Source organism: Burkholderia sp. Tr-20355, assembly GCF_017104685.1.
GTDB lineage: Bacteria > Pseudomonadota > Gammaproteobacteria > Burkholderiales > Burkholderiaceae > Burkholderia > Burkholderia seminalis.
Genome location: NZ_JAAGPK010000006.1, coordinates 33,279 through 57,563, shown reverse-complemented (window position 1 = coordinate 57,563; position 24,285 = coordinate 33,279). Strand labels below are relative to the sequence as shown.

Genomic DNA, 24,285 nt, shown 5'->3' with positions numbered 1-24,285 from the left:
CATGGCAGAGTTCTTCATCAAGCGTCCCATTCTCGCGTGGGTGATGGCCAGCGTCATCATGCTGGTGGGTGCGGCGGCGGTCACGAGTCTTCCCGTCGCGCAGTACCCCACCATCGCGCCGCCCTCGGTGCAGGTGACGGCCACCTACCCCGGCGCCTCCGCCGACACCGTCGCCGCAACCGTGACCCAGGTGATCGAGCAGAAGCTGAGCGGCATCGACAACGTGCTGTACATGTCATCCACGAGCAGTTCCGCCGGGCAGGCCACCATCACGCTGACGTTCAATCCCGGCACGAATCCCGACATCGCGCAGGTGCAGGTTCAGAACAAGGTGACGCAGGCCACGCCTACCTTGCCCGAAACGGTGCAGGAGCAAGGCGTGCAGGTGGCGAAGGCGTCGACGAGCTTCCTCATGATCGTCGCGCTCTCGTCGCCGGGCGGCACCTGGAATTCGGTGGATCTCGGCAACATCATCGCGACCCGGATCGAAGATCCGCTCGCACAGTTGAACGGCGTGGGCGACGTGACGCTGTTTGGCGCGCAGCACGCCATGCGCATCTGGCTCAACCCGGTGAAGCTCCACAGCTTCGGACTCACGCCCTCCGACGTGACCACGGCTATCACGAACCAGAACGTCGAGCTTTCCACGGGACAGGTAGGCGGCTCGCCGGCAACGGACTCGCAGGCCATCAACGCAACCATCCGCTCGTCGAGTCTGCTTACGACCGCCGACCAGTTCGCCAACATCCTGCTGCGTGTGAACAGCGACGGCTCGCGCGTGCTGCTGAAGGACGTGGCGCGCGTGGAGGTGGGCGGCGACAGCTACGACACCTCGTCGCGTCTGAACGGTAAACCGGCATCCGCACTCGCCATCAAGCTCGCCACCGGCGCCAACGCGCTGGACGCAGCCAACGCGGTGCGCGCGAAGCTCGCCGAAATCCAGCTGCAATTGCCGCAGGACGTAGCGATCAGTTATCCGTACGACACCACGCCGTTCGTGCGCATCTCGATCGAAGAGGTAGTGAAGACGCTGCTCGAAGCAGTCGTACTGGTTTTCCTCGTGATGTACCTGTTCCTGCAGAACGTACGCGCCACGCTGATTCCGACCATCGTGGTGCCCGTTGCGCTGCTCGGCACGTTCGGCGTGATGTCGATGATCGGTTTTTCGATCAACGTGCTCTCGATGTTCGCGATGGTGCTCGCCATCGGCCTGCTCGTGGACGACGCCATCGTGGTGGTGGAAAACGTCGAGCGCATCATGAGCGAGGAGAAACTCGGCCCGAAGGAAGCCACGCACAAGGCGATGGGGCAGATTACCGGCGCGCTGGTCGGCGTGACCACCGTGCTCACCGCCGTCTTCATTCCGATGGCGTTCTTCGCGGGCTCCACGGGCGCGATCTACCGGCAGTTCTCCATCACCATCGTCTCGGCGATGCTGCTGTCGGTCATGCTTGCGCTCACGCTCACGCCGGCGCTGTGCGCCACGCTGCTCAAGCGCGCCGACGTGGAGCACCACGAAAAGCGCGGCTTCTTCGGCTGGTTCAACCGGTGGTTCGCGAGGAGCAATGCGGGCTACAGTTCCTCGCTCGCACGCGTGGTCGCGCGGCCCGCGCGTTACATGCTCCTCTACGGCGTGATCGCCGGCGTCGTGGCGCTGCTCTACGTCACGTTACCCTCCTCGTTCCTGCCTGACGAAGACCAGGGCTACTTCATCGTGTCGATCAGCGCGCCCGCGGGCACGCCGGCCTCGCGCACGCTGAAGACGGTAGAGACGGTGGAACAGTACGTGCTGAAAGACGAGCCGGGCGTCAAGCAGGTCATCGCCATCAACGGCTTCAGCTTCAACGGTCAAGGGCAGAACAACGCCATCGCGTTCGTGACGCTCAAGGACTGGAGCCTGCGCGGTTCGCGCGACAGCGCGCCGGCCATCATCGCGCGCGCCAACCAGCATTTCGCCGGCAATCGCGACGCGCGCATCTTCGTGCTGAATCCGCCCGCCATTCAGGAACTGGGTACGCAAAGCGGCCTCGACTTCGAGATCGAAGACCGCGGCGGCGCAGGACACGACAAGCTGCTCGCGGTGCGCAACCAGTTTCTCGGCATGGCGTCGAAGGAACCGACGCTCGCCATGGTGCGCCCGTCCGGCCTCGAAGACACGCCGCAGTTGCAAGTGGACATCGACCGCGAAAAAGCCAACGCGCTGGGGCTTTCCATCTCCGACGTCAACGACACGCTGCAGACCGCGTTCGGTTCGTCCTACGTGAACAACTACATCGACACGGGGCGCGTGCAGAAAGTCTACGTGCAGTCGGACGCGCCGTATCGCATGATGCCCGCCGACCTTGGCGACTGGTATGTGAAGGCAAGCAGCAGTTCGTCGGGTTCGTCATCCTTATCGTCTTCGAGCACCGCCACGAGCACGACAGGCTACGACTCGACGATGGTGCCCTTCTCGTCGTTCGCCAAGAGTCACTGGACGTTCGGGCCGCCGCAGATCGAGCGCTACAACCGGCAGCTCGCCACGGGCATTTCGGCTGCCACGCGGCCCGGCGTGAGCACCGGCGAGGCCATGAACGCGGTCGAGCAGCTCGCGCACAAACTGCCGCCCGGCTTCGCTCTGGAATGGACCGGACAGTCCTACCAGGAGAAGCAGGCCGGCTCCCAGGCCACGACGCTCTATGCGATCTCGCTCGTCGTCGTGTTCCTGTGCCTCGCGGGACTCTACGAAAGCTGGTCGATTCCGCTCGCGGTGCTGCTCGTCGTGCCGCTCGGCGTGCTGGGCGCGTTACTTGCCGCTCACGGGCGCGGACTTTCGAACGACATCTACTTCAAGGTGGGGCTGCTGGCCACCATCGGGCTTTCCACGAAGAACGCCATTTTGATCGTCGAGTTCGCGAAGGATCTGCAAGCGCAGGGGCACCGCCTCGTGGACGCCGTACTCGAAGCCGCCCACATGCGGCTGCGCCCCATTCTCATGACTTCGCTCGCGTTCGTGTTCGGCGTCCTGCCGCTCGTCATCAGCACGGGTGCCGGCGCCGGCGCACGCCATGCCATCGGCACGGGTGTGACGGGGGGCATGATCGCGGCCACGGTGCTTGCGATCTTCTTCGTACCGGTCTTCTTCGTCGTGGTGCGCAGACTGTTCAAGGAACACGGTCACGCCACGGACTCCGCCGACATCAACGAGGGCAACGCATGAAACGCACACTGATCGCCCTTCTTTGCGCGGTCGCACTGGCAGGCTGCACGCTCGACCCGACGTACCGGCGCCCGGCCGCGCCCGTCGACAGTGCCTGGTCCACCGTCCTCGTGCCGACGCAACCGAAAGCGGCACAGCCCACCGCTGAGGCACCGCTGGGTGCCGACCTCGGCTGGCGCGACTTCTTCAGAGACCCGCGCCTGCAAAAGCTGATCGAAGTCGCACTCGCGAACAACCGCGACATGCGAGTGGCCGCGCTCAACGTGGCGCAGTACGAAGCGCAGTACCGCATCGCGCGCGCCAACATCGGGCCCGCCATCAGCGCATCCGGCTCGGTCACGCGCGAACGCGTGGAAGGCTCCACGAGCTCATCCAGTTCGAGCAGTGCGAACGTGGGGCTCACGTCGTGGGAAATCGACTTCTTCGGCCGCCTGCGCAGCCTCAAGCGCCAGGCGCTGGAGCAATACCTCGCCACGGACGCGGCGCGCACGAGCACGCAGCTCAGCCTGATCGCGACGGTCGCTACCGACTATCTGCAGTTGCTCTCCGACGAAGCTACGCTGCAGGTCACGCAGAACACCGTGGATGCGGACCAGCACACCTACGACCTCACGGTGCGCATGATGAAGATCGGCAGCGCGTCGCTGCAGGACGTGCGCCAGGCCGAAAACTCGCTGGCCAGCGCGCGCTCGAGCCTGGCCTCGTACACGCGTGCGGTGGCGCAGGACCGCAACAACCTGGTGGCCGAAATCGGCGCGCCGCTGCCCACCGATCTGCCGCAAAGCGGTGCGCTGATGGAAAGCGAGAACATGTTCGCGGACATCGGCGAAGGCGTGCCGTCGGATCTGCTCACGCGCCGCCCCGATATCGTCGAAGCCGAGCACACGCTGAAGGCCGCCAACGCCAACATCGGCGCGGCGCGCGCCGCGTTCTTTCCGAAGATCGAGCTGACGGCTTCCGCGGGCACCACGAGCAGCAGCCTCTCGAACCTCTTCAAGGCGGGCACGGGTGCGTGGACATTTGCGCCGTCCATTTCGGTGCCCATCTTCGACTTCGGCTACAACCGCGCCACGCTCGACGTAGCGAAAGTCGAGAAGGATATCGACATCGCCAACTATGAGAAGGCCATCCAGACGGCGTTCAAGGAAGTGTCGAATGCACTCGCGGGACGCACGACGTACGTCACGCAGGTGGCTGCGGACCGCGACTACGTGAACGCCGCGCAGCAGTACTACGACCTCGCGCAGGCACGCTACCGCAGCGGCACCGACAGCTTCCTGACCCTGCTCGACGCGCAGCGCACGCTCTACACTGCGCAACAGCAACTGATCACGGACATGCTCGCCAAGCAGTCGAACCTCATCACGCTGTACAAGGTGGTGGGCGGCGGCTGGTCGGAGACGAGCGCGATGGCGCAACGATAGTCATACGAACGGTCGATGGGTCGTTTGCTTCGACAATGACCCATCCGATTCGCCCACACGCCTTGATCCTGCCTCGATTCCACGGCCCGTTTACCGGGCCGGTCTCGGCAGCCGGCCGCCGAGCGGGTGATCGGGCATCGTTGATTTTCACGGGGCATCGCTGCATGTCGAACGGATAGGTGTACGGATTCCTAGTGTGCGATCAGGCCGCCTCGATCTGGCATGACGAGAGACACGATTCAGTCACGAGCGAGCAAATTGGAAAACAAGAGACGATCAATGCGACGAGTCGGTCGATCGCGCCTAACGAGAGAAATGTTTCTGCCGTTGCCAACGGAAAAGATCCATGCGCTGTCACTGGAGAACCACCTCGCCCTGGCCACCGTGCGGGGTGGGCGCGGAGACCTCGACCAGGTCATTTGCCTGGTTCGCGTGGTGTACCTCGCGTTCTATCTGCGGGATGCGACCTCGACTGGCACGGACCTTGATCTGTACCGGCGCGCGGAAGCAGCGCTCAATGCATGCGTCACGCGTGTGGATCGAGGGGAGCGCTGCCTGCTGCTCGATCACGAACTGGCGATCGTCGAGCAGATCCTCGTCATCCATGACGAGCAGTTGGCCGCCATCCCGTGGCATCGCTACCTGGACGCTTGGGAGCGACTGCGATACTACATCGCGAACGGAAAATGCTCGCCAATCGCAGCCGCAGCGAGCATGTGACCCCATCGACCGAGAGGGAATTGTCTGCATTTGAACGAGTATGGGCCTGACCCGCGGCGGGATTTTGTAGCCACACTCGCTGAGTATCTTGGCCTCGGTGCGACTGCGGAATCATTCCCGATTAAATCGCTTCTCGCGCAGCGTGCCGTTGGAACCTTCAACGGAGTCGTTCTGCCAAGGGCGGCAAGAACGGACACAGCGTGTACGATCTGGTCTTCAAGAAAACCATCCAAGGAGAGTGGAATGAATCCGGAACAGGCCCGAGCCGAAGAAACCCAGGCGATGGAGCGCATGGTGGCCGCCACGCTGCGCGTGCAGAGCACGTTCGCCTCGATGCAGAAGCAATTTCCGCCGCAAGCCAGCGGCGAGCCTTCGCCGTTCGCGCTGCAAACCTTCGATGCCGCCCTGCAGGAACTTGAAGACGCACAGGCCGCGTTCGATGCGCTGCTGAACGATCTGATCGACGGTAACCGCTAAAGGCTACGCCCTTATCTGCACCGATTGTCGACGATCTAAAAAGCTGTGTCGAACGGCCGTTCGTGGCCGAATGCTGCCAGATGTGGCCGGCCGTAGCCGACCCGAAGCAGCCATCGGGCTATCCCGGAAGCAGCCGTTCGCGGGACGCAGAGCAGCGACAGGAGCAATCGTGGCTCCCCTTTCTTACGAGCTACTCGTTCCTCCATTCAGCTGGCTCAAAGAACCCCAGATATAGAAAGTCGGGGTGCGCCGCCGAACCCCTAAACGATAGATGCCGATGCCGCTCGTGAGATGGTGATCACCTAGGTGCGGGGCCTGCAATTGCCACGCGTTCCATAGAACTTCTGATTCGTTGAACGCATAGCCGTCCTGCGCATAGCATACCGTCGGCGGCTTCTGGCTGCCCTTTGGACCGAAAGGCGCGAGGTAGATGGCTGATGTTTCTAGAAGCGAAGCATCATCGCTCGGGTTTTGATGGCCTCGTGCTTGGGCGATCTGTTGAGCCAGTTGCGATAGAGATTCGGGCCTTTGGTCATACCAGTTCAACGATTCGAACTGCGCGTAGGCCAAGGGAAGATCTGGCCTGTGAATGCTAGCCTCGAGCTCAGTGTATTCATCGGTTCGCAGATAATGCACTCGTGACAAGAACAAGGTGCGTCCCACGCGGTAGTAGCTAAAGGTGCCGGACAGGTTCTCCATGCCCCAGGCTTGCTTGTGTGGCCACCAAGCGTCATACATGACCGCATCTGCATCAAACGCGATCACGCGAATAGGATGCTCTGTCCAGTCCGTTTGGAAAACAGCACCAAGTTCAAGTGGAGGGTAGTTCATGTATGACTAGGCATCTCACACGGTTTTGTGACTGGGAGTGGCCAAAGACCCATACGCAATTGTCAACGATCTGGACGTTGAAGTCGACCGACCGCTTGTGGCCGCTATCCGCCAGATGGACGACTGTCACCCCAGAAGGGGCGGCCACAGGCGGGAGATCGGAACATCACGAAATCGACATTCGTCAGAGCGGCAACTGACCGATGAACTCAGTTACTGCATCACGCGACAAAAGAATTTTCTTGTCTCCACTAAAGCGATCGAAAATAGACCGGTGGGCAACATACGAGCTTGACCCGGTCCGGGATCGGTAAGTCGCGGCCCACACCTGCAATGCGTCGAAAGCCTCCGGGGATCCGTTGCGGCGAACGCCTCGCCGACGAATATTCGCCACGCATTCGGCTTCGTCGAGGCGCAACCAGATCAACGCGCTCGCGTCTGCCAGAACCTCGCTGACGAGCCATCCGTAGATGCCTTCGATCACCCAGCGATCGGCCTCGGCAGCAAGTTGCAACCGGCGAATCGCTTCCGTGCGCTCTCGAGCAACGTCGTACCCGCCAGGAAGCCAATGAATCAGGTCGAGATCGACGTAGGCGGCACCGGAATGGCCGGCGATGCGCTCCGCCAGCCAGCTTTTGCCGGAACCCGAATTTCCGATAACGAGCGTTCTAGTCAGGTCCATTCGGTGCAAGTGCATGAAAGTCTTTCAGCCGGATTTCAAAGTGTGCGCGCCCATGAATCTCTGCGATCAGGCGAAATCCGCATTTTTCCGCTACCCGAACAGAGGCCCGATTCCCAACCGAGCATGAGGCTGCCATGCTTACGATCCCGCCAGAGCCAAACGCCCGTTGCAGCAGTTCGCGAACCGCCGGAGCCGCATAGCCATTTCCCCGAAAGGCGGGTAACAAGAACCGTCCACAATCAGCCGAACCGGCATCCCGAACTGTATATCCGACGCTTCCGATCATCCCGTCCACGTGCTGAAATTCAACGGCATAGAAGAACCGTACCCGCTCCGCAGAACGTTGCTGTGCTATCGCGTCAGCCAGAGCCCTCTCGCATTGCTCTCGCGTTCGTGGGAGCCATGACACATAACGTGCAACCGGAGAGCTCATTTGCAATTCGCAGAACCGATCGGCATCAGACGGTGCGTGCTCACGGAGTCGAATACGGTATGAGTTCATCCTGATACGCCGACGTTCGGGAAGCCAAATTGCCAACGATTCATCCGTGTGCGTCGATTGTCAGTTTCTGGTCGAAATGAAGCGGACACCACGTTACGAACCGCGGACGTCGGCGCGAGGAAAAAATCCGCGACTTCCGAATAAACGCTCCGAAGCGACATTTCCCTGGGTAACTATCGCACAGCATTCGGAATGACCGAGCGCGGATAATGTAGCCATTGCGGCGTCAAGCAACATTCCGGCTGTGCCTGCCCCCTGATTGGCGGGTGCTGTGGCCACAACAGCTATTACCGGACATCCATAAGGCTGATAGTCGCAGACGAGGCACGCTGACTGGAGACCGTCCGTCTGCTCAACTATCCACGATGCTTCGAAGATCCATTCGCCATACCGGCCGCTAAGAATCGCTGTTGCCATTAACGCATACTGAGTTTCAGTGTGTCCAGCATCGTCGATCGTTCCATGAAAGGCCGCGAAGAAAAGCAGCCCGAGCGCCGGTACGTCACCAGGCTGTACGTGGCGGACAACGGCTGACAACGCAACAGGCCGATGGCGGCTGTCGGACAGTGTGCACTTCCAAAGTTGCGCGCTACGCTCGCGGGTCGCGTTTTGCATCGCCGGACCTTTTACATGAGAAGGTTACTTTGACGATTCGGGGATTGTCGACGATATAGAGGCCGTCGTCGACGGTCTCTTTATGGCCGACCTCGGCCGGCGGCCGGGCCACCGCCCTGTGACGCGCAACCGGCCGCTACCGGCCGGATGGCGAACTTCGTGCGATCCCGTCCGGCCCACTGGTAAACTCGGCCGGCCAAAGCAACTTTTTCCGTTCACATGAGCACCTAACTCGCAGCAGCACCTGCAACCGTCACCCCAACGATGCAGCAGTACCTGCGCGTTATCTGACAGGGGCCAGCTAGAAAAGCTACGTCCAAAGCTACGCGTATTCCTTGGGAATTGAGACTCTTGATCTATTTCGGCCCGTCTGTCCCCGTGTACGACTTCAACCAGGCCAAAAAAGAGCGATCTCAACCGAGACAACGGATTACAAGTGAAAACAAGGACAAATACGCGGATGTCCATCATCGTCTGGACAACTCTAGTTCTGGCGGGGAGTGTCATCGTCTGGATCGGAAACGCGACCGCGTCGCGAGTCTATTTCGTGATAGTAGAGCGGTCATGGTCCTCGACCGACGCGACCGTTCTATCATCGGAAACAATTTCTCGATCCCAGAAGAGCGGGAGGATCTGGACACCGTCGTGGACATACTCGTATATCGTGCACGGTCGTCGATATGTGAGTCAAAGTAGCAGCACCATTTACGGTTACAACGCGACATGGTACGGATCGCAAGAACTTGCCAAGCGAGCTGCGCTATCCCGCCCTGCTGGCTACACGCTGCCAGCTTACTTCGACCCGGCCGATGCCAGTCACTCGGTCTTGGACCGAGCAACGTGGCGAGGAGAGGACTGGATCACGCTGGTTCTTCTTCTGCTGCTGCTCGCTTCAGTTGCGAAGGGGCTTCAAAGCTTCTGGCGGGCCGATTCGAAGAGGGACGGGTAGACTACGCGCAACCGGTTTAGAGGCAGTCATCGTCGATCAAGGCGGAGCTCACGCCACACTTGCATTCCCCGATACCAACCGACAATGGGTATCAGTGTCGCCGCGCCGAAAGTTAAAATCATTGAAACGGCAAGTAGATGCTCGCCCGCAACCGGCCTGCAAACAAACCCTAAAACGACGACGGACGCGAAAAGCGCACCAAACAAAATGGCGGCAAATCGCAGAGACGCTATTGAGGCAACGCCCTCAATGCGCCCACTCTGATGGTCGCGCCAACCCTCCAATGTTTGCCAATCGTTCGGATTCCGGAGTACTGCGGTTACGATCATTCCGCTCTCAACTCGAACAGTTCCGAGAATCTGCACAGCGTATTGTCGCTGACCGTCTATGGTGGCATTGAATGTCGTGTTCGTCCCGAACCTTGTTCGGGTCGTTGCCGCGCCCGACACATCATCGATTGCCGCTGTAACTCGGTAGAGCTTCACTTTTCTAACGCCCCAGTCATCCATCGACACTGATTGTCGACGATTCAGGCAATCGCGTCGAGCGACGCTTCATGGCCGAACGCGGCCGGCCGCCGCCCCGAGACGCGCGCCGAGCGCAGATCGCCCCTCAGTTGCCATTCGAACCCGCGCATTCGTAAAGGCCAGTTCCCAGGGTGCAGCTCCTTTGAGCCGGCTAGTCTCGAACCGGCGCGGGCTCGGTGCACTTACGCACCGACCCACCAACGGAGCCGGCGTGTATCGCGAGAGATCGGGTTGGTCTTCATCATGCCCGCTGGCGGCGGCGCGCACCTTGCGCCAAGCGCCAACGCAGCAAATCGTCCGCCCCGGGGCCTTCCTCGATGATCAGATCAGCGGCGCCGACCTCCTCGCCCGTGTTTTGATCGATAAAGCCCAACCGTATCTCGGCGCCGGTCTTCCGGTTCACGAACTTCATCGGCGGCGCCGACGCTCCGGAAACCCCCAGGCTATCTCCTATCTCGGCGAGCACCGGCATGACTCGAGCGATCTGCCAACCTTTCCGGGTCAACAGATATTCAAAGCGATCCGGGTTGACCTGATAGCGCTTGCGCTCGACGAGGCCGTTGGCCTCCAGATGCTTGAGCCGATCGCTGAGTGTCGCATTGGTGATGCCCGACGACTGGCGAAACTCGTCATATCGGCTGAGGCCAAGGACGAGATCGCGCAGGATCAGCAAAGCCCATCGGTCGCCGATCACCGCCATCGCTCCGGCGATCGGGCACACCATTCCATCGAAACCCTTCGAGCGCATGCGCTGTATCCCAAATAGTCCGACGATCGTCGTCGGGTAAGTCTCATTATAAGAGTAACAACGCCTCGACAGAACGATCCCGCGGGCACCACGGCCTCGCCCTGCTTCCGGGAACCGAAAAGCACTTGTCGGGCAGGCCAGTAACTCTCATAATAAGAGTTACTGGCCTGCCCCGGGTTGGAAGATGCCGGTCCGGATGCCCGTTCAATCAAACTCGAGGAAACGAACATGACTTCCCACGCCACTTCCAGGATTTTCGTCGTGGGCGGCACCGGCGCGCAGGGGCTGCCCGTCGTCGGCGCGCTCGTCGCCGACGGCAAGTATTCCGTCCGGGCCTTGAGTCGGGACCCCGATTCCCGGCGGGCCAAGGCGTTGCTTGCACTCGGCAACGTATCGATCCTGAAAGGCACATTCGCCGATGAAGCCATCCTGCGAGAAGGTTTCCGCGGCTGCGACGGGGCATACATCAATCTCGACGGATTCAACACCGGAGAGAAAACGGAGATCTATTGGGCGATCCGTTGCTACGAAATCGCGCTCGAGGAAGGCATCCAGTTCTTCGTGTACGGCAACCTCGACTACGCACTCAAGAAAGCCGGCTACGACTCCCGTTTCCGCGCGGGCCACTATGACGGCAAAGGCCGCATCGGCGAATGGATCCTGTTCCAGAACCAGACGAACCGGGACCGTATGGGCGCCGCCGTATTCACCACGGGACCGTACATGGAGATGGCGATCTCGGCGATGACGCCGATGACGCCGTTCGTGGAGGACGGCGTGGTGACCTGGCGCGTGCCGCTCGGCAACGGCGCGGTGCCGCATGTCGCGTTGGACGATTGCGGCTATTACGCACGCTGGCTGTTCGACCATCCGGAGCGCGCGAACGGCTTGGACCTCGAAGTCGCGATCGAGCAGGTCGAGTACCAGAAACTGGCCGAGGCGTTCGAGCGGGTGACCGGGCATCCGGCGCGCTATATCGACACGGATCTGGACACCTACTGGAACGGCCCGCTCAAGATGGCCGCGAGCCGGCCCGCTGGATACAACGCGGATCCGAATGACAAGAGCACGATGAGCTTCCGCGACAACTTCACCGGGTTCTGGAACATCTGGAAGCACGGTGTGATCCGGCGTGATTACGAGCTGCTCGATGAAATCCATCCGAATCGAATCAGGACGGTCGAACAGTGGCTACGCCGTGAAGACGAACGCGGCCGGCAGCAAGGGATAGGCAGCCTCTGGGAGCGCGTACAGCCGGAAAACCTGTTCAAGTCGACACCGCTTCTGAAGCTGTCCGAAGACGGCGGAAAAGGCGCGCTGTAACGCTTGGGCAACGCATCCGGATCTTGGCCTGAAAGCAAGCTAGAAAATTAGGTTAACTAATAGAAAGTTAAAATGGATCAGCCAATTGAAACACAAAAGAGCCGCGGAACGCGCGTCCTGCTGGGCGTACTGCTCGTCTGGGGGCTGGCCGTTGCCGTCGCCGCCGAATTCGGCATCTTCCGTGCCGTCTACCCGCTGTGGCTCGCAGGGCTGATCGCGTTGGGCATCGTGGCACCGGTCGTCGTATACGCACTGTCCGGAAGGTTTCGCGCCTACATCGAGGCCATTGGGCTGCGAACGCTGACGGCATTCCATATCTGGCGCATCGCGGCCGCGCTGGTCTTCTTCTGGTACGGAGCGCACGACCTCTTGCCGGAAGCCTTCGTGCGAAATGCGGGATGGGGCGACTTCATCGCCGGATGGCTGGCCCTCGGCGTCACGCTGCTGCCGAAGACGCGCAACCGATATCTGGCGTTCCATCTGTTCGGGTTTGCCGATTTTGTCGTCGCGGTCGGTACCGGGCTGACCTGCTTCCTGCTCAACGATCCACGCATGTCCGGCATCCAGACGCTGCCGATGGCATTGATCCCGTTTTACGGCGTGGGTATTTCCGGGGCGAGCCACATCATGGCGTTCGACCTGCTGCGTCGCCAACCCGTCGTGCCGGACTCCGCGGTAAAGCATGCCAATCCAACGGCTTGAGCCGGACCAGGGCGCACACGCCCTCTTCAACCAGGAAATCATCATGAAGTCTCGTCTTACCCGTGCCGCAGCCGGCACGCTGCTTGGCTTGTTGCTGTCAAGCTCCCTGTGCGCGGGTACCGCAGCGGCCCAGTCCAACGTGCCGTCCGCTGCTTCCGCCAACGGAGCCACGCCTTGGGACCAGCGCGTGAATCCGGCGGCTGTCCAAAGCGATGCCTGGTTCGACAACTACAGGTTCCGGGACGGCGAGACGCTGGCCCGGCTAAAGCTTCACTACGCGACGCTCGGCACGCCACATCGCGATGCACAGGGGGCCATCGACAACGCCGTCCTGGTCCTGCACTGGACCGGTGCGGACAGCCGCACGCTGCTGAGCCCGACTTACACGAAGGCGCTGTTCGACGCGGGGCGTCCGCTCGACGCGCGGCGCTACTATCTGATCTTTCCCGACAACGTGGGCCATGGGCAGTCGAGCAAACCCAGTGACGGACTGAAGGCGAAATTTCCGAACTATGATTACGGCGACATCGTCGATCTTCAGCACAAGCTGGTCACCGAAACCCTGGGCATCGGGCATCTGCATGCGATTCTCGGCATGTCGATGGGTGGCATGAACGCGTGGCAATGGGCGGAGACCTATCCCGGCATGATGGACGGCGTGATGCCGGTGGTCTCGCTGCCGATTTCGGTCTCAGGTCGCAATCTGCTGTGGCGACGCATGGTGATCGACGACATCCGCTCCGATCCGGACTGGAAGAGCGGCGACTACACGCAAACGCCACGCGGCTGGGTCGATGGTTTCAGGGTGCTGCGGATGATGATCGACAGTGCGCCCGCACTGCAGCAGGAAATTCCGGATGGCGTGGCAGCGGACAAGTTTCTCGCGGCCACCCGCTTCCAGGCGGAGCACGTCGACCCGAACGACATCCTGTATTCGCTGAAGTCGTCATTCAGCTACGATCCCGAGCCAGCGCTCTCGAGGATCAAGGCCAGGCTCTTCGCCCTGAATTTTTCCGACGACGAGTTCAATCCCGACACGCTACAAGTCCTCGAGAGACTCGTCCCGACGCTTCCGCAGGGCCGGTACGTGGTGCAACAGGGCACGTCATCGTCGCCCGGCCATTTCACCATGACGCGTCCCGACCTCTGGGCGCAACACGTGGGTGAATTCATGCAGTGGCTCGGTGACATGCCTTTGCAACCGGGCAGTACGAAGCCCGGTTGATAGCCGATTCATCCAGGCCATGACGTAATCCACGCGGTGGGAGGCTGCAACAACCGTGTCCGAACGTCTATGCAACAGATGAACGTGTCCATGGAAAGACCAGGCCGGAGCGGTTAAGCAGCAGTTCGTCCGCCGTTAACTCTCAGAACTTCTCCGGTCATGAAACTCGCTTTTTCCGACGCCACAAAAATGATTGCGTCCGCAATCTCTTCAGGCGTTCCCGCACGTTTAAGCGGCACGGTGGCGAGCATCGCGGCCTTGCTCGATTCGGAGCCCGTTATGCGGTCGAGCATTTCAGTCTGGATGGGCCCCGGAGCGACTGCATTGACTCGAATATTGAATGCGGCTGTCTCGAGCGCGGCGGATTTCGTCAGACCCTCGACCGCATGCTTGCTGGCGACATACAGTGCGTTCCTGGGGGCGCCGCGAATACCCATCGTCGACGATACATTGACGATGCTCCCGCCGCCCTGGGCTGCCATGGCGCGGATCTCGTGCTTGAGCGCCAGCCACGTGCCGAGCACATTCGTATCGAAAACGAAAGCGTATTGATCGACGTTCTGTTCAACTATCGGTGCCGGGTCGCCCTCGTAACCGGCGCTGTTCACCGCAATATCCAGGCGGCCAAAGCGGGAAATGACGCGGTCGACCAGGCCTTGGACCTGGTCCTCGAAGCGCACGTCTGCCTGCACAAATTCCACTTCGGCACCAGACGAACGCAGTTGGTCTGCGAGCTTCCTGCCCTCTTCGAGTCGACGGCCCGAGATGACCAGCCGAGCTTTCTCTTTCGCGAAGGCAATCGCGGTTGCGCGACCAATTCCAGAAAGCGCTCCCGTCACGAGTACTACGGGCGAATCATTCATTTTCCGACTCCTTTTGCAGTCCATAAAAATTCTTGGTTATCGGAGCCACGAAACGGCAAGCATTGCGTCACGTGGCTCGTATTGCGTTACGCGCTGTAGCCACCGTCGACAGGAATAATCGCGCCGGTAATGAAGCTCGCCGCAGGGCTGGCGACGAAGGCGACCACGGAGGCGATCTCTTCAGGCCGACCGAAGCGTCCGAGCGCAGTGGCGGCTGCCTGCGCCTCGGCAAAGGGACTGTTATCAGGATTCATCTCGGTATTCGTCGAACCGGTGCCGATAACATTCACGGTAATCCCCTTCGGGCCCAGATCCCGCGCGGCGCCTTTGCTGTAGCCCTCGATCGCGCGCTTCGTTGCGCTGTAGTCAGCAAGGCCGGGCCATGTCGATCGCCAGGCGAGCGCCGACGAAATCGAGATAATCCTGCCGCCGCTCGCCATCACCCGCGAGGCTTCTCGAATAGCGGTTACCACGGCTTCGTAATTGATCTTCTGTTGTCGCTCGAAGCCCGATGTATCGGTGGTCTCGGCCACCGTGCCCGTCACGAACACGGCGGCGTTATTGACAAGGATGTCGATCCGGCCGAACCGTTCGACAACTTCCGCAATCAATGCCTTGACCGCTGTTGCGTCCGCCTGGTCGGACTTCAGGGCAATCGCCTTGCCACCGGACGCTTCGATCGTTGCAATGACCTCTCCGGCTGCGATCTCGCTGCTGGAATAACTCAGCGCGACGGTGGCGCCTTCCGCAGCGAGCTGGATGGCGGTTGCGGCGCCGATACCGCGCGAGCCGCCGGTCACAAGCGCAATCTTTCCTTGAAGTGTACTTGCCATGATTTTGTCCATTAAGTAGAGGATGAGTCGCGGGCACCTGGATCGCCCGGATGTTTTTCATAACGCCAGAACTACAAGTTGAAACTTCGTCGAGCGGAAGTTCGCTACAAGTGGCAACCGCAAGCTACAGCGTGACGACGATCCTGCCGATGTGCCGGTTCTTCTCCAGCTCGCGATGCGCGTCGACGATTTGTTCGAACCGGAAGTACTTCGAGATGGTTGCCGTCAGCTTGCCCGCTTCGAGATTGTCGTAAACGAATCGGGCAACCTTGGCCTGACGGGCCGGAGTGGTCGTAATCGAGAACAGGTTATAACCTCGGATCACGACCTCCTTTGCGAGCGCGCGGAGCATGGGAAGCGGCGTCACTTCGTCGCTTAACGCGCCATAGATCATGACGGTGCCACCCGGCGCCAGGGCGTCGATCAGCTTGGGGAAAGCGGGACCGCCGACCGGATCGAACGCGACAGTCGCACCCGCACCGCCGGTTATCCGTTCGACCTCGGCCACCAGGTCCTGGTCGTCGGTGACGACGACATGGTCCGCGCCCGCCATGCCGATTTGCGCGGCCTTTTCCCTGGTGCGCGTCGTTGCGATGACCTTCGCGCCCGCAAGCTTCGCAACCTGGATCGCACCGATGCCCACGCTGCTCGAACCGGCAGTGATGATCACGGTATCCTTGTCCGTGACGATGCCGCTTTCGATAAATGCGCCCCATGGAGTGATGAAGGGATTCCAGATCGAAACCGCTTCTTCGAACGAAATGGACGATGGCTTCTTCACTGCCGCACTTGCTGGCGCCAGCACATGATCGCCGTACAGGCCGTAGTCGTTCATCGAGAAGGCCGGCATGGTGGAAACCTCATCGCCCACCGCGAGGTGCGTGACGTTTTCTCCCACGGCCTCCACGACGCCCGCGGACTCATAGCCCAGCCGGCCGGGGAGATTGACCGGTTCAACATAGACGCCCGTGCGCCACATCGATTCCGCACGGTTCAATCCGATCGCCCTGACGGCAATGCGAATCTCATCCGGCCCTGGTTCCGGCAATGCGACTTCCTCGATCTTCAGAACATCGGGGGCGCCATATTCGGCAAAGGTGACGATGCGTGCCATGGAGAAATCCTTTATCGAAAAATGAAAGATCAGACAACCGCGCCGGGCTCGTACGGAAAGAAGCGGTTGGACGGCCGCGAAAGGCCGAGATGCTCCCTTAGTGTTCGCCCTTCATATTCGCGTCTGAACAGACCGCGCCGCTGAAGCTCCGGAACGAGCTTGTCGACCACTTCGTCGAGGCCGCCGGGAATCCACGGAAACATGACGTTGAAGCCATCGGAGGCCTCTGTCTCCAGCCACTCCTGCATCTCGTCGGCGATCGACGTCGCGGTGCCGACGAACGCGAAGCCCGAATAACTGCCGGCGGCTTGCGCGAGTGCCCGGATCGTCAGACCTTTCTCCCGGGCGAGATTGACCATGCGCTCGCGCTGCGAACGACCGGCTTCCGTCTCCGGGATCTCCGGCAGTGGCCCATCGGGGTCATGGCCGGAAACGTCGAATCCCAGCATCGAGTTCAGGGAGCCGATACCACTGTCGTAGTGGACGAGACTGTCGAGCGTCGCGCGTCGCTCGAGCGCCTCATCCATGCTGTCGGCTACGACGACAAAAGCACCGGGCAGGTAACGCAGCATGTCGGGTGTGCGCCCGATCGCAGCCATGCGCGCACGAACATCGGCATTGAAGCTGCGTGCGGCCTCCATCGTCGGCGGAGCGCCGAAAACGACCTCCGCGGTTTCCGCCGCGAGCTGACGGCCTGCCGGCGACGCCCCGGCCTGAACAATCACGGGCCAGCCCTGCGGAGGCCGTGCGATGTTGAGCGGGCCGCGTACTGTCAGTAACGGGCCTTCGTGACCAATCGCATGAATGCGTGCCGGATCGACGAAGACCCCACTCTCCGTGTCCCTGACGAAGGCGTCATCAGCGAAGCTGTCCCACAGACCGGTGACGACATCCACGAACTCGCGTGCAAGCTCGTAGCGCTCGTCATGATCCATCTGGGCCTCGTAGCCGAAGTTCAGGGCCGCGTCGGGGTTCGCCGTCGTCACCACGTTCCAGCCGGCCCGGCCACCGCTGATGTGGTCGAGCGACGCGAACCGCCTGGCGATGTGATACGGCGCATCGAAGGTTGTCGAGGCTGTGGCGATCAGCCCGATCCGCTCGGTAACCGCCGACAGCGCCGAGAGCAGCGTGAAAGGTTCGAATGACGTCACCGTGTGGCTCCTCATGAGCGCCGCGATCGGCATATTCAATAACGCCAGATGGTCGGCCATGAAGAAGGCATCGAACTTCGCCTCTTCCAGTCGCCGGATCGAGCGCCGCATCTGGTCGAGGCTGAAATTCGCCTGCGGGTCGGCGCCCGGATAGCGCCACGCGCCCGTGTGGATGGCTGCGGGGCGCATGAATGCACCGAGGTGGAGTGGGCGATGACGAGCCATCTGTCGCTCCGTCGCGTCAGGTGCCGCTGGCCCGATTGACGGGTCAGCGGCTGGTTTCAGGCGTCGAGGAACGTCGTCGCATTGGCGACGAACGTGTCCGGATACTGATAAATCGACCCGTGATTGGAGTCCGGATAGACGATCAGCTGCGCGTTCGGCAGATGCTGCTGGAGCGTGAACGAATGCCTCGTCGGAATAATGACGTCGTTGCTGCCCTGGACGACCAGCACGGGCTGCCGGATCGATTTCAGATACGCCAGCGCGCTATCGTTCGGCACATGCCACTTGCCGATCGCCTCGCCTTGGGCGGCAATGGTTTGCGCGCTCACTTGCGGATCGCGATCCTGACGACGCAGCTTCCGCTCGAGAAAGGCAAGGCCGGCCTTCTGGCTGGCTTCGGAAGGCCCGAAATGGACAGCAAGCCACAGATGTTCGGGCGGGTCATAGCTGCCGGCGAAGATTTCCGCGGAGCGGCTTTCCGACATGTCCTGCGAACGATGCCCGGTGCCGACGAGGATGATCTTGCGGACAAGGTCACCGCCCTGCAGCGCGATCTCCTGCGCAACGAAGCCCCCAATCGAAATGCCGAGTACGTCGACCTGAGTCAGGCCCAGCGCGCGAATGAACGCAATCGCATTGGCCCCCATTTCCTGGAAACTCGTCGGCGTGTCGCCCGAGGAGCTGGAGACGCCAGCATTATTGAAAAGGATCACTTCGCGATCCTTGGCAAAACCGTCGGTCACTGCCGGATCCCAGTGATCCAGGGTGCCGGTGTAGTGCTGATTGAAGACGAGCGGCAAGCCGCCCGGCTTGCCGAACCGGCGGTAGGCGAAGCGGATGCCGTTGGCCTCGACGAACTGCGTCGGTGCCGTATCGTGACTGATGCTGTTCATGGTTCAATCCTCTGTTCACCGACGCGCTCACCAGGGTGGTGGCAGCCTGCCGGAATTGACGGTTTCTTGCTGCGTTGGAGTCAATATAGAGGTCGGGCACGCCGTGCACTAGCCGTGAAATCCGGTTATGATCTATCCGGAAATTGCATAGATAGAACGTCAGGCGCCACGAGGAATACGATGGACATCAACGCGTTGCGGATTTTCTGCCGGGTGGCTCGACTGCAAAGTTTCTCGGCCGCCGCGCGGGAGCTGTCGATCTCGCAATCGCAAGCCTCGCGCGCTGTCGCCGATATCGAGGCCGAGTTGGGCACGCTTTTATTGGCCCGGACCACACGCGCCGTGATTCCGACCGAGGCGGGTGCCGACTATCTCATTCGCGTCGAGGGGGTGCTCGATCAGCTTGACGATGCAGGACAAAGCGTCCGGCAGGACGAGCTTCGTGGAACGCTTCGCGTTGGGATGCCGACGAGTGCCGGCGTGCGGGAAATCATTCCCCGACTTCCCCGTTTTACTGAACGTCATCCGCTGCTACGGATCGAGATCGTGCTCGACGACCGTCGCCAGGACCTTGTCCGGGACGCAGTCGATGTCGCCATCCGTATCGGAACCCTCCCGGACTCGAACGCGACGGCGCGTCTGCTCACGAGCTACGCACGACTGATCGTCGCCTCCCCTGCATATCTCGCCCGATGCGGCACGCCCGTTTCGCCGGACGCGCTCGTCGGTCACCGGATCGTCTATGGGCCCGCGGCCACCGTCAGTACCGCCTGGACATTTACGCAAAAGGAGATCACCACCAACGTGCCGATAGAACCCAACCTGTCGTTCAGCGACAACGAGGGCGCAGTTGCAGCTGCGAAGGCTGGCTTGGGTATTACTTCGATAGGATATTGGGCGTGCCGCAGGGAGCTGGAGGAAGGATCACTCGTGCCGATCCTCACCGACTGGTCGATGGTCGGCACCAAAGTGCACGCCTATTTCCCCCTCGGCCGTGCGACCCGGACGGCGGCCCGTGCCTTCATCAATTTCTTGCTGGAAGAATTTAGCGAAGGCGTCGACGTGACACGCGTCGGATGATGTCGCTGCATCTCCGTCATGCGTATGCCGTGTGTCGATACGTGAAGGGTTGGGTTACCGCTCGTCGAAGAGCACAGCGGCCCGGAAACGTTCAGACGTCAATGCTCCCCGGCGCGAGGCGCGGCCGCATGAAGGTTCACGAGCAAAAATAGAGCATCGCCTGGCGCTTCGTCAGGTTCCGTTTATCTTCTGATTACTGGACGGCGCCCAAGTTTTAGTCAGCTCGCGGCTCAAACCTCGGCGGCACATGAGACATCGATACCCCGGTTATCTCGTGGCCAACGAAAACACGCTCGATTTCCATGACAATCTCCTTTCACGCAAAGGGAGATTGAGTGTGCGCCTCTACCGGCGGCCGCTATCCGACCCGGAAGCGACCTTCAACTTCCCATGAAGCGGATGCTAGCGCCATGTTGTGCTGCGTGTGTTCATGGGTAAATCGACTTAGAATTGCGCCTCACACTTCGAACAAGCGCCAGATGGTCACAGTCCGCCCTCTCAGCATCGATTCGGATAGCGATTACGCGAATGTATCGCGCGTCTTTATCGAAGCCGCCTCTTATACTCAACTGGTCGAAGGACGGTCGCCCTCCAAAGAAGATGTTGATGATTTCTTCCACGGCAAGCCTGCAGGTAAAGATGGGGGAGATAAATCAGTCTTCGGGTTTTACGTCGGGCCAGACATGGTTGGCTGTGCCGACGTGATTCGCGCCTATCCAACTGACGACTGCGTCTGGATCGGACTGCTGTTATTTTCCGATGCGTACCGGAGTCGTGGTTACGGAAAGACCGCGTTAGCGTTGCTCGATGCCCTGGCGCGTGAGTGGGGCTTCCGCAGGGCGCAACTCGCGGCCGTTTCGACGAATCCGCGTGCGTTCGCATTTTGGCAGCGCGAGGGATTTGAGGAAATCCGACGGACGACCAATCCGCGATTTCTCGGAGAGTTGATCGTCATGGAGCGCCCCATTCGATAGCTGCGTCGAATGGCTCAAACGGGTGGCGGTTTGAGGCAGTGCAGGCGGAAATTAGCTGCCGAACAACGACTATTGAGCGAGGGCTGACGTGGCCTTGGTTAGCCAAAGTGGAGGCGGCCTCGACCGGCCGCTCCTGGCCGAAAAGGGTCCGACAGCCCGCTCAGTCGTCCAATTCGATGCGATAGCGAAGCGTCTCGGCGAATCCGTAGGCCGCCGGTTTTCTGAAACGCTCGATCAATACACCATTGCACGCAGCGATTACCTTCTGCGAGGCGATATTCTCCGGATCAACTGTTAGTTCGACATAGGGGAGACCTTCCCCCTTTGCTTCGCCCAGCATCAAATTGAGCGCCTGCTTGGCGTAGCCGTTACCCCTCTTCCACGGCACAACCGAAAAGCCGATATGTCCGAGTACGTATGATGGCAATTCGGCGGTTCCGACCTGCCAACGAAATCCGATTGCACCGCTGAAATCACCGTCCCATATCCAACGGACAATGCTCGGGAGCCGCGCGACAATCGAGCCATCAGGTAAAGGAATTGGACCACCCGATGCAGCTGGATCGTCCAGTCCGTCCACGAATCGCTCAGCATCTATGTCAATCGCATCCAATTGTTCACGCGCAGCGATCTCCTTACGCACGTTGTCGGGCGACCATCCGGCCTCAAGCGCCGAAACGTAGCTCGGCAGCAAAGCGGTCGTCGGTCTCAACAGTTTGATTGTGCTCATGCTGATCGGTGCGTGTCTGGGAAAGATGATTGTCGGCAGTTTAATCGGCGGCGGCGGGCGTCTCAAAATGGTCGAACGTGGCCGGCCGACACCCTGTGATACGCGACCGGCGGAGATCGACCCGCAAGGGACAGTCGCTTTTCTACGAAGCAAACATTCAAAAACCGAACACGGTCCATCCGCACAATTGATGCGAGAGAAGGGGCAACTTCAATCCTCATGCGACGTAGGACGAATTTCTCCGAAATCGTATCGATGAACCTGTCCGAATAGCTCGACTTCGTTGCCATCGATGACAATCCCTGCACCGTCAGGACATGCATAGAGATCCGGGATTGTAGAAGACAATCTCAACTGATCTTGGGTAACACTGTCAGAATTGAAGTGTGGCCAAAAATGGAAATCGACAAGGCCAAGTCCCGCATGATCGATTAACGGCTCATCCCGAACGTCGCCACACAGTAACGCCGAATCCACGCTTGGTGTCATCAAGATAGCACCCGCGCTTACACCGACCAGCACGCCTCCTTCCGATACGTATCGGGTCAGGATCGGCAGTACGTTTTGTCGCTGTAGCCACGATAAGAACGAGAACGTATTTCCGCCTGAGAGATGGATCGCATCACATGACAACAGAGTTTTCCATTCTGCTTCCGATGTCTCTTGACTAGGGTCTACGTACACAGCCAAATTCGCACCGATCCCAGCATAGTAGTCAGCTTTACGCTGGAAGTAAGCGCGCTCGAGATCACTGGTCGCAGGGATATACCCAATCCTTGGCTGCGGTCGCCCGATCAACCGTAGAAGGCGATCATCCATTTCTTCATTAGCTGGAATCTCCTGGTCACTGTATAACGCCAGTTTTCGATAAAAGGACATGCGGTTCCCGAATTCGTTTCGAACTGGTTGGATTTTGTTGCCGAGGCACGCGACGCGCTCACGTCACCGTGAAGTGTCGTTCATCCTAACACTTCGGTCGAATGGCTCTTAGTGGCCGGGAGCAGGCGGACGCAGTTGACCCCGATCCAGCATAGATGACCGAGCTTGAGACAGAGAGCGTCCTGTCTGAAGTCAGCGCTTCGACCGGCCGCGCGGTGGGCCGGGAATCGGTCCAGAAATCAGGACGTTACCACCGGAACCCTTGCTCCACTACGCGAATTGACAAATTTAATGCGGACGTAGGCGAGTTGACGGCATTATTTTGATGGGACCGTCAATAAAGTCGTCAATTCGCGGGACGGAGGCCTTGATCCATGAGAATTCTGGAGTGACGGAATTATTTTGCTCTACGCCAAAGCGGTCGTTCAAAACCTCTGGTTCGTCGGGGTGTTAGTGGCTCCGTGGTCAGCACACGTCTTGCGACCCGATCATGCCACCCGGTCGCAAGACGTTGCTCAGAGCGTCACTTCGACGCAAGGCGGCGCTGACCTGAGGCGGGATTTTGTAGCCACGCTCGATGAGTACGCGACTGCGGAACCATTCCCGATTCAATCGCTTCTCGCGCAGCGTGCCGTTGGAACCTTCAACGGAGTCGTTCTGCCAAGGGCGGCAAGAACGAACACAGCGTGTACGATCTGGTCTTCAAGAAAACCATCCAAGGAGAGTGGAATGAATCCGGAACAGGCCCGAGCCGAAGAAACCCAGGCGATGGAGCGCATGGTGGCCGCCACGCTGCGCGTGCAGAGCACGTTCGCCTCGATGCAGAAGCAATTTCCGCCGCAAGGCAGCGGCGAGCCTTCGCCGTTCGCGCTGCAAACCTTCGATGCCGCCCTGCAGGAACTTGAAGACGCACAGGCCGCGTTCGATGCGCTGCTGAACGATCTGATCGACGGTAACCGCTAAAAGCTACGCCCTTACCTGCACCGATTGTCGACGATCTAAAAAGCTGTGTCGAACGGCCGTTCGTGGCCGAACGTGGCCGGCCGACACCTTGTGATACGCGACCGGCGGAGATCGACCCACAACAGTCCTTCGTCTTTCTCGCTAGCGGATATCGGGCCGTGAGATAAGGCAGATTTGTGTGTAAGAATTCACATCCTTTAAACCCGGGTCACACGCCATGAGTCAGAGTCGTCGCACCAATGTCAACGTTCGACGGCTTACCCCGGCAGAATGGGCGCAAGCCTTTCCAGTCATTTCCCAATTGCGCTCACTGGACGAAGCGGAGTTCTTGAAGCGAGTGCAGCGGCAATCGCATTCTGGTTTCGAGCTCGTGGGAGCGTTCGAGAACGGCGAGCTTCTCGGCGTCATGGGGATGAGGCCGGTCCACACGCTGGCGCGCGGAGCGCATCTGCACATCGATGATCTTGTCGTAACTGCCAAAGCTCGGGGAAGCGGTACAGGTCACGCGTTGATGGCATATGCAGAAGCCGACGCACGGGCTCGCGACATGAGTGCCGTGTTTCTCGACGCGAGACCAGAGGCTGTTTCCTTCTATGAGCGTCAGAACTTTGTGCTTCACACCGCACCGTCGATGAAAAAAGTGCTCTAGTCGAGCG

21 protein-coding genes are annotated in these 24,285 nt (G+C 60.3%); 11 read left to right on the top strand and 10 right to left on the bottom strand.

The window, feature by feature from the left end:
- Position 1 precedes the first annotated feature (1 nt).
- From G3N62_RS02740 to G3N62_RS02725, 4 genes are all read left to right on the top strand, one after another.
- Entirely contained in the window at positions 2–3,199 is a 3,198-nt protein-coding gene (locus tag G3N62_RS02740; protein ID WP_124671147.1) for an efflux RND transporter permease subunit, read from the top strand.
- Positions 3,196–4,623, top strand: a complete 1,428-nt coding sequence (locus tag G3N62_RS02735) for an efflux transporter outer membrane subunit (RefSeq protein ID WP_124671146.1) — start codon at positions 3,196–3,198, stop codon at positions 4,621–4,623. Before G3N62_RS02740 ends, G3N62_RS02735 begins: the two co-directional genes overlap by 4 nt.
- A 315-nt stretch (positions 4,624–4,938) precedes the next feature.
- Positions 4,939–5,343, top strand: a complete 405-nt coding sequence (locus G3N62_RS02730) for a hypothetical protein (protein WP_049036671.1) — start codon at positions 4,939–4,941, stop codon at positions 5,341–5,343.
- 243 nt (positions 5,344–5,586) lie between these two features.
- The gene (locus G3N62_RS02725) at positions 5,587–5,820 is read left to right on the top strand and encodes a hypothetical protein (protein ID WP_124671145.1); all 234 of its coding nucleotides are present in this window, start codon (positions 5,587–5,589) and stop codon (positions 5,818–5,820) included.
- Positions 5,821–6,003: 183 nt separating this feature from the next.
- Here the strand turns inward: G3N62_RS02725 and G3N62_RS02720 are convergent, their stop codons facing one another.
- The 3 genes from G3N62_RS02720 to G3N62_RS02700 all read right to left on the bottom strand — a co-directional run bounded on the left by G3N62_RS02720 (position 6,004) and on the right by G3N62_RS02700 (position 10,674).
- On the bottom strand, positions 6,004–6,651 hold the full coding sequence (locus G3N62_RS02720) for a hypothetical protein (protein ID WP_124671144.1): 648 nt from the start codon (positions 6,649–6,651) through the stop codon (positions 6,004–6,006).
- A 184-nt stretch (positions 6,652–6,835) separates the two neighbouring features.
- The gene (locus tag G3N62_RS02715) at positions 6,836–7,333 is read right to left on the bottom strand and encodes an adenylate kinase (protein WP_124671143.1); all 498 of its coding nucleotides are present in this window, start codon (positions 7,331–7,333) and stop codon (positions 6,836–6,838) included.
- Between the two features lie 2,834 nt (positions 7,334–10,167).
- Positions 10,168–10,674, bottom strand: a complete 507-nt coding sequence (locus G3N62_RS02700; protein ID WP_124671141.1) for a helix-turn-helix domain-containing protein — start codon at positions 10,672–10,674, stop codon at positions 10,168–10,170.
- Between the two features lie 228 nt (positions 10,675–10,902).
- On the opposite strand from G3N62_RS02700, the gene G3N62_RS02695 reads away from it, so the two are divergent.
- The 3 genes from G3N62_RS02695 (at position 10,903) to G3N62_RS35810 (ending at position 13,924) form a co-directional block, all read left to right on the top strand.
- Complete coding sequence (locus G3N62_RS02695; protein WP_124671140.1) at positions 10,903–11,997, top strand: NmrA family NAD(P)-binding protein; 1,095 nt, start codon at positions 10,903–10,905, stop codon at positions 11,995–11,997.
- Between the two features lie 72 nt (positions 11,998–12,069).
- Entirely contained in the window at positions 12,070–12,699 is a 630-nt protein-coding gene (locus G3N62_RS02690) for a hypothetical protein (RefSeq protein WP_049036667.1), read from the top strand.
- Positions 12,700–12,742: 43 nt separating this feature from the next.
- Entirely contained in the window at positions 12,743–13,924 is a 1,182-nt protein-coding gene (locus tag G3N62_RS35810; RefSeq protein ID WP_049036668.1) for an alpha/beta fold hydrolase, read from the top strand.
- A 113-nt stretch (positions 13,925–14,037) separates the two neighbouring features.
- Here the strand turns inward: G3N62_RS35810 and G3N62_RS02680 are convergent, their stop codons facing one another.
- The 5 genes from G3N62_RS02680 to G3N62_RS02660 form a co-directional block, all read right to left on the bottom strand.
- Entirely contained in the window at positions 14,038–14,787 is a 750-nt protein-coding gene (locus tag G3N62_RS02680; RefSeq protein ID WP_034190476.1) for a glucose 1-dehydrogenase, read from the bottom strand.
- A gap of 86 nt (positions 14,788–14,873) precedes the next feature.
- The gene (locus G3N62_RS02675) at positions 14,874–15,620 is read right to left on the bottom strand and encodes an SDR family oxidoreductase (RefSeq protein WP_059562228.1); all 747 of its coding nucleotides are present in this window, start codon (positions 15,618–15,620) and stop codon (positions 14,874–14,876) included.
- A 124-nt stretch (positions 15,621–15,744) separates the two neighbouring features.
- Positions 15,745–16,734, bottom strand: coding sequence for a zinc-dependent alcohol dehydrogenase family protein (locus G3N62_RS02670; protein WP_034190429.1), 990 nt, complete (start codon positions 16,732–16,734; stop codon positions 15,745–15,747).
- A gap of 29 nt (positions 16,735–16,763) precedes the next feature.
- Entirely contained in the window at positions 16,764–18,110 is a 1,347-nt protein-coding gene (locus G3N62_RS02665; protein WP_124671139.1) for an LLM class flavin-dependent oxidoreductase, read from the bottom strand.
- Between the two features lie 56 nt (positions 18,111–18,166).
- Complete coding sequence (locus G3N62_RS02660) at positions 18,167–19,003, bottom strand: alpha/beta hydrolase (protein ID WP_059562159.1); 837 nt, start codon at positions 19,001–19,003, stop codon at positions 18,167–18,169.
- Between the two features lie 180 nt (positions 19,004–19,183).
- Here G3N62_RS02660 and G3N62_RS02655 point away from each other — a divergent pair, with 180 nt between their 5' ends.
- Positions 19,184–20,083 carry a LysR family transcriptional regulator gene (locus tag G3N62_RS02655; RefSeq protein ID WP_049036458.1) on the top strand — a complete coding sequence of 300 codons (900 nt, stop codon included), beginning with the start codon at positions 19,184–19,186 and terminating at the stop codon, positions 20,081–20,083.
- 479 nt (positions 20,084–20,562) lie between these two features.
- A complete protein-coding gene (locus G3N62_RS02650) occupies positions 20,563–21,057 on the top strand; it encodes a GNAT family N-acetyltransferase (RefSeq protein ID WP_051701042.1) in 495 nt (164 codons plus the stop codon).
- Between the two features lie 160 nt (positions 21,058–21,217).
- On the opposite strand, the gene G3N62_RS02645 is transcribed toward G3N62_RS02650, so the two are convergent.
- Positions 21,218–21,787 carry a GNAT family N-acetyltransferase gene (locus G3N62_RS02645; protein WP_049036461.1) on the bottom strand — a complete coding sequence of 190 codons (570 nt, stop codon included), beginning with the start codon at positions 21,785–21,787 and terminating at the stop codon, positions 21,218–21,220.
- Positions 21,788–21,997: 210 nt separating this feature from the next.
- A complete protein-coding gene (locus tag G3N62_RS02640) occupies positions 21,998–22,666 on the bottom strand; it encodes a Type 1 glutamine amidotransferase-like domain-containing protein (protein ID WP_124671137.1) in 669 nt (222 codons plus the stop codon).
- Between the two features lie 729 nt (positions 22,667–23,395).
- Here G3N62_RS02640 and G3N62_RS02635 point away from each other — a divergent pair.
- Entirely contained in the window at positions 23,396–23,629 is a 234-nt protein-coding gene (locus tag G3N62_RS02635) for a hypothetical protein (protein WP_011549124.1), read from the top strand.
- A 217-nt stretch (positions 23,630–23,846) separates the two neighbouring features.
- Entirely contained in the window at positions 23,847–24,278 is a 432-nt protein-coding gene (locus G3N62_RS02630; protein ID WP_034190424.1) for a GNAT family N-acetyltransferase, read from the top strand.
- Positions 24,279–24,285: the final 7 nt, after the last annotated feature.

What these genes read in the sequence shown, in the direction of transcription:
- G3N62_RS02690 (WP_049036667.1), top strand. Translation starts at nt 12,070, where the DNA reads ATGGATCAGCCAATTGAAACACAAAAGAGCCGCGGAACGCGCGTCCTG.
- G3N62_RS02700 (WP_124671141.1), bottom strand. Translation starts at nt 10,674, where the DNA reads ATGCGCTCGAAGGGTTTCGATGGAATGGTGTGCCCGATCGCCGGAGCG.
- G3N62_RS02730 (WP_049036671.1), top strand. Translation starts at nt 4,939, where the DNA reads ATGTTTCTGCCGTTGCCAACGGAAAAGATCCATGCGCTGTCACTGGAG.
- G3N62_RS02640 (WP_124671137.1), bottom strand. Translation starts at nt 22,666, where the DNA reads ATGTCCTTTTATCGAAAACTGGCGTTATACAGTGACCAGGAGATTCCA.
- G3N62_RS02655 (WP_049036458.1), top strand. Translation starts at nt 19,184, where the DNA reads ATGGACATCAACGCGTTGCGGATTTTCTGCCGGGTGGCTCGACTGCAA.
- G3N62_RS02645 (WP_049036461.1), bottom strand. Translation starts at nt 21,787, where the DNA reads ATGAGCACAATCAAACTGTTGAGACCGACGACCGCTTTGCTGCCGAGC.
- G3N62_RS02715 (WP_124671143.1), bottom strand. Translation starts at nt 7,333, where the DNA reads ATGGACCTGACTAGAACGCTCGTTATCGGAAATTCGGGTTCCGGCAAA.
- G3N62_RS02695 (WP_124671140.1), top strand. Translation starts at nt 10,903, where the DNA reads ATGACTTCCCACGCCACTTCCAGGATTTTCGTCGTGGGCGGCACCGGC.
- G3N62_RS35810 (WP_049036668.1), top strand. Translation starts at nt 12,743, where the DNA reads ATGAAGTCTCGTCTTACCCGTGCCGCAGCCGGCACGCTGCTTGGCTTG.
- G3N62_RS02635 (WP_011549124.1), top strand. Translation starts at nt 23,396, where the DNA reads ATGAATCCGGAACAGGCCCGAGCCGAAGAAACCCAGGCGATGGAGCGC.
- G3N62_RS02670 (WP_034190429.1), bottom strand. Translation starts at nt 16,734, where the DNA reads ATGGCACGCATCGTCACCTTTGCCGAATATGGCGCCCCCGATGTTCTG.
- G3N62_RS02660 (WP_059562159.1), bottom strand. Translation starts at nt 19,003, where the DNA reads ATGAACAGCATCAGTCACGATACGGCACCGACGCAGTTCGTCGAGGCC.
- G3N62_RS02735 (WP_124671146.1), top strand. Translation starts at nt 3,196, where the DNA reads ATGAAACGCACACTGATCGCCCTTCTTTGCGCGGTCGCACTGGCAGGC.
- G3N62_RS02665 (WP_124671139.1), bottom strand. Translation starts at nt 18,110, where the DNA reads ATGGCTCGTCATCGCCCACTCCACCTCGGTGCATTCATGCGCCCCGCA.
- G3N62_RS02720 (WP_124671144.1), bottom strand. Translation starts at nt 6,651, where the DNA reads ATGAACTACCCTCCACTTGAACTTGGTGCTGTTTTCCAAACGGACTGG.
- G3N62_RS02680 (WP_034190476.1), bottom strand. Translation starts at nt 14,787, where the DNA reads ATGAATGATTCGCCCGTAGTACTCGTGACGGGAGCGCTTTCTGGAATT.
- G3N62_RS02650 (WP_051701042.1), top strand. Translation starts at nt 20,563, where the DNA reads ATGGTCACAGTCCGCCCTCTCAGCATCGATTCGGATAGCGATTACGCG.
- G3N62_RS02675 (WP_059562228.1), bottom strand. Translation starts at nt 15,620, where the DNA reads ATGGCAAGTACACTTCAAGGAAAGATTGCGCTTGTGACCGGCGGCTCG.
- G3N62_RS02630 (WP_034190424.1), top strand. Translation starts at nt 23,847, where the DNA reads ATGAGTCAGAGTCGTCGCACCAATGTCAACGTTCGACGGCTTACCCCG.
- G3N62_RS02740 (WP_124671147.1), top strand. Translation starts at nt 2, where the DNA reads ATGGCAGAGTTCTTCATCAAGCGTCCCATTCTCGCGTGGGTGATGGCC.
- G3N62_RS02725 (WP_124671145.1), top strand. Translation starts at nt 5,587, where the DNA reads ATGAATCCGGAACAGGCCCGAGCCGAAGAAACCCAGGCGATGGAGCGC.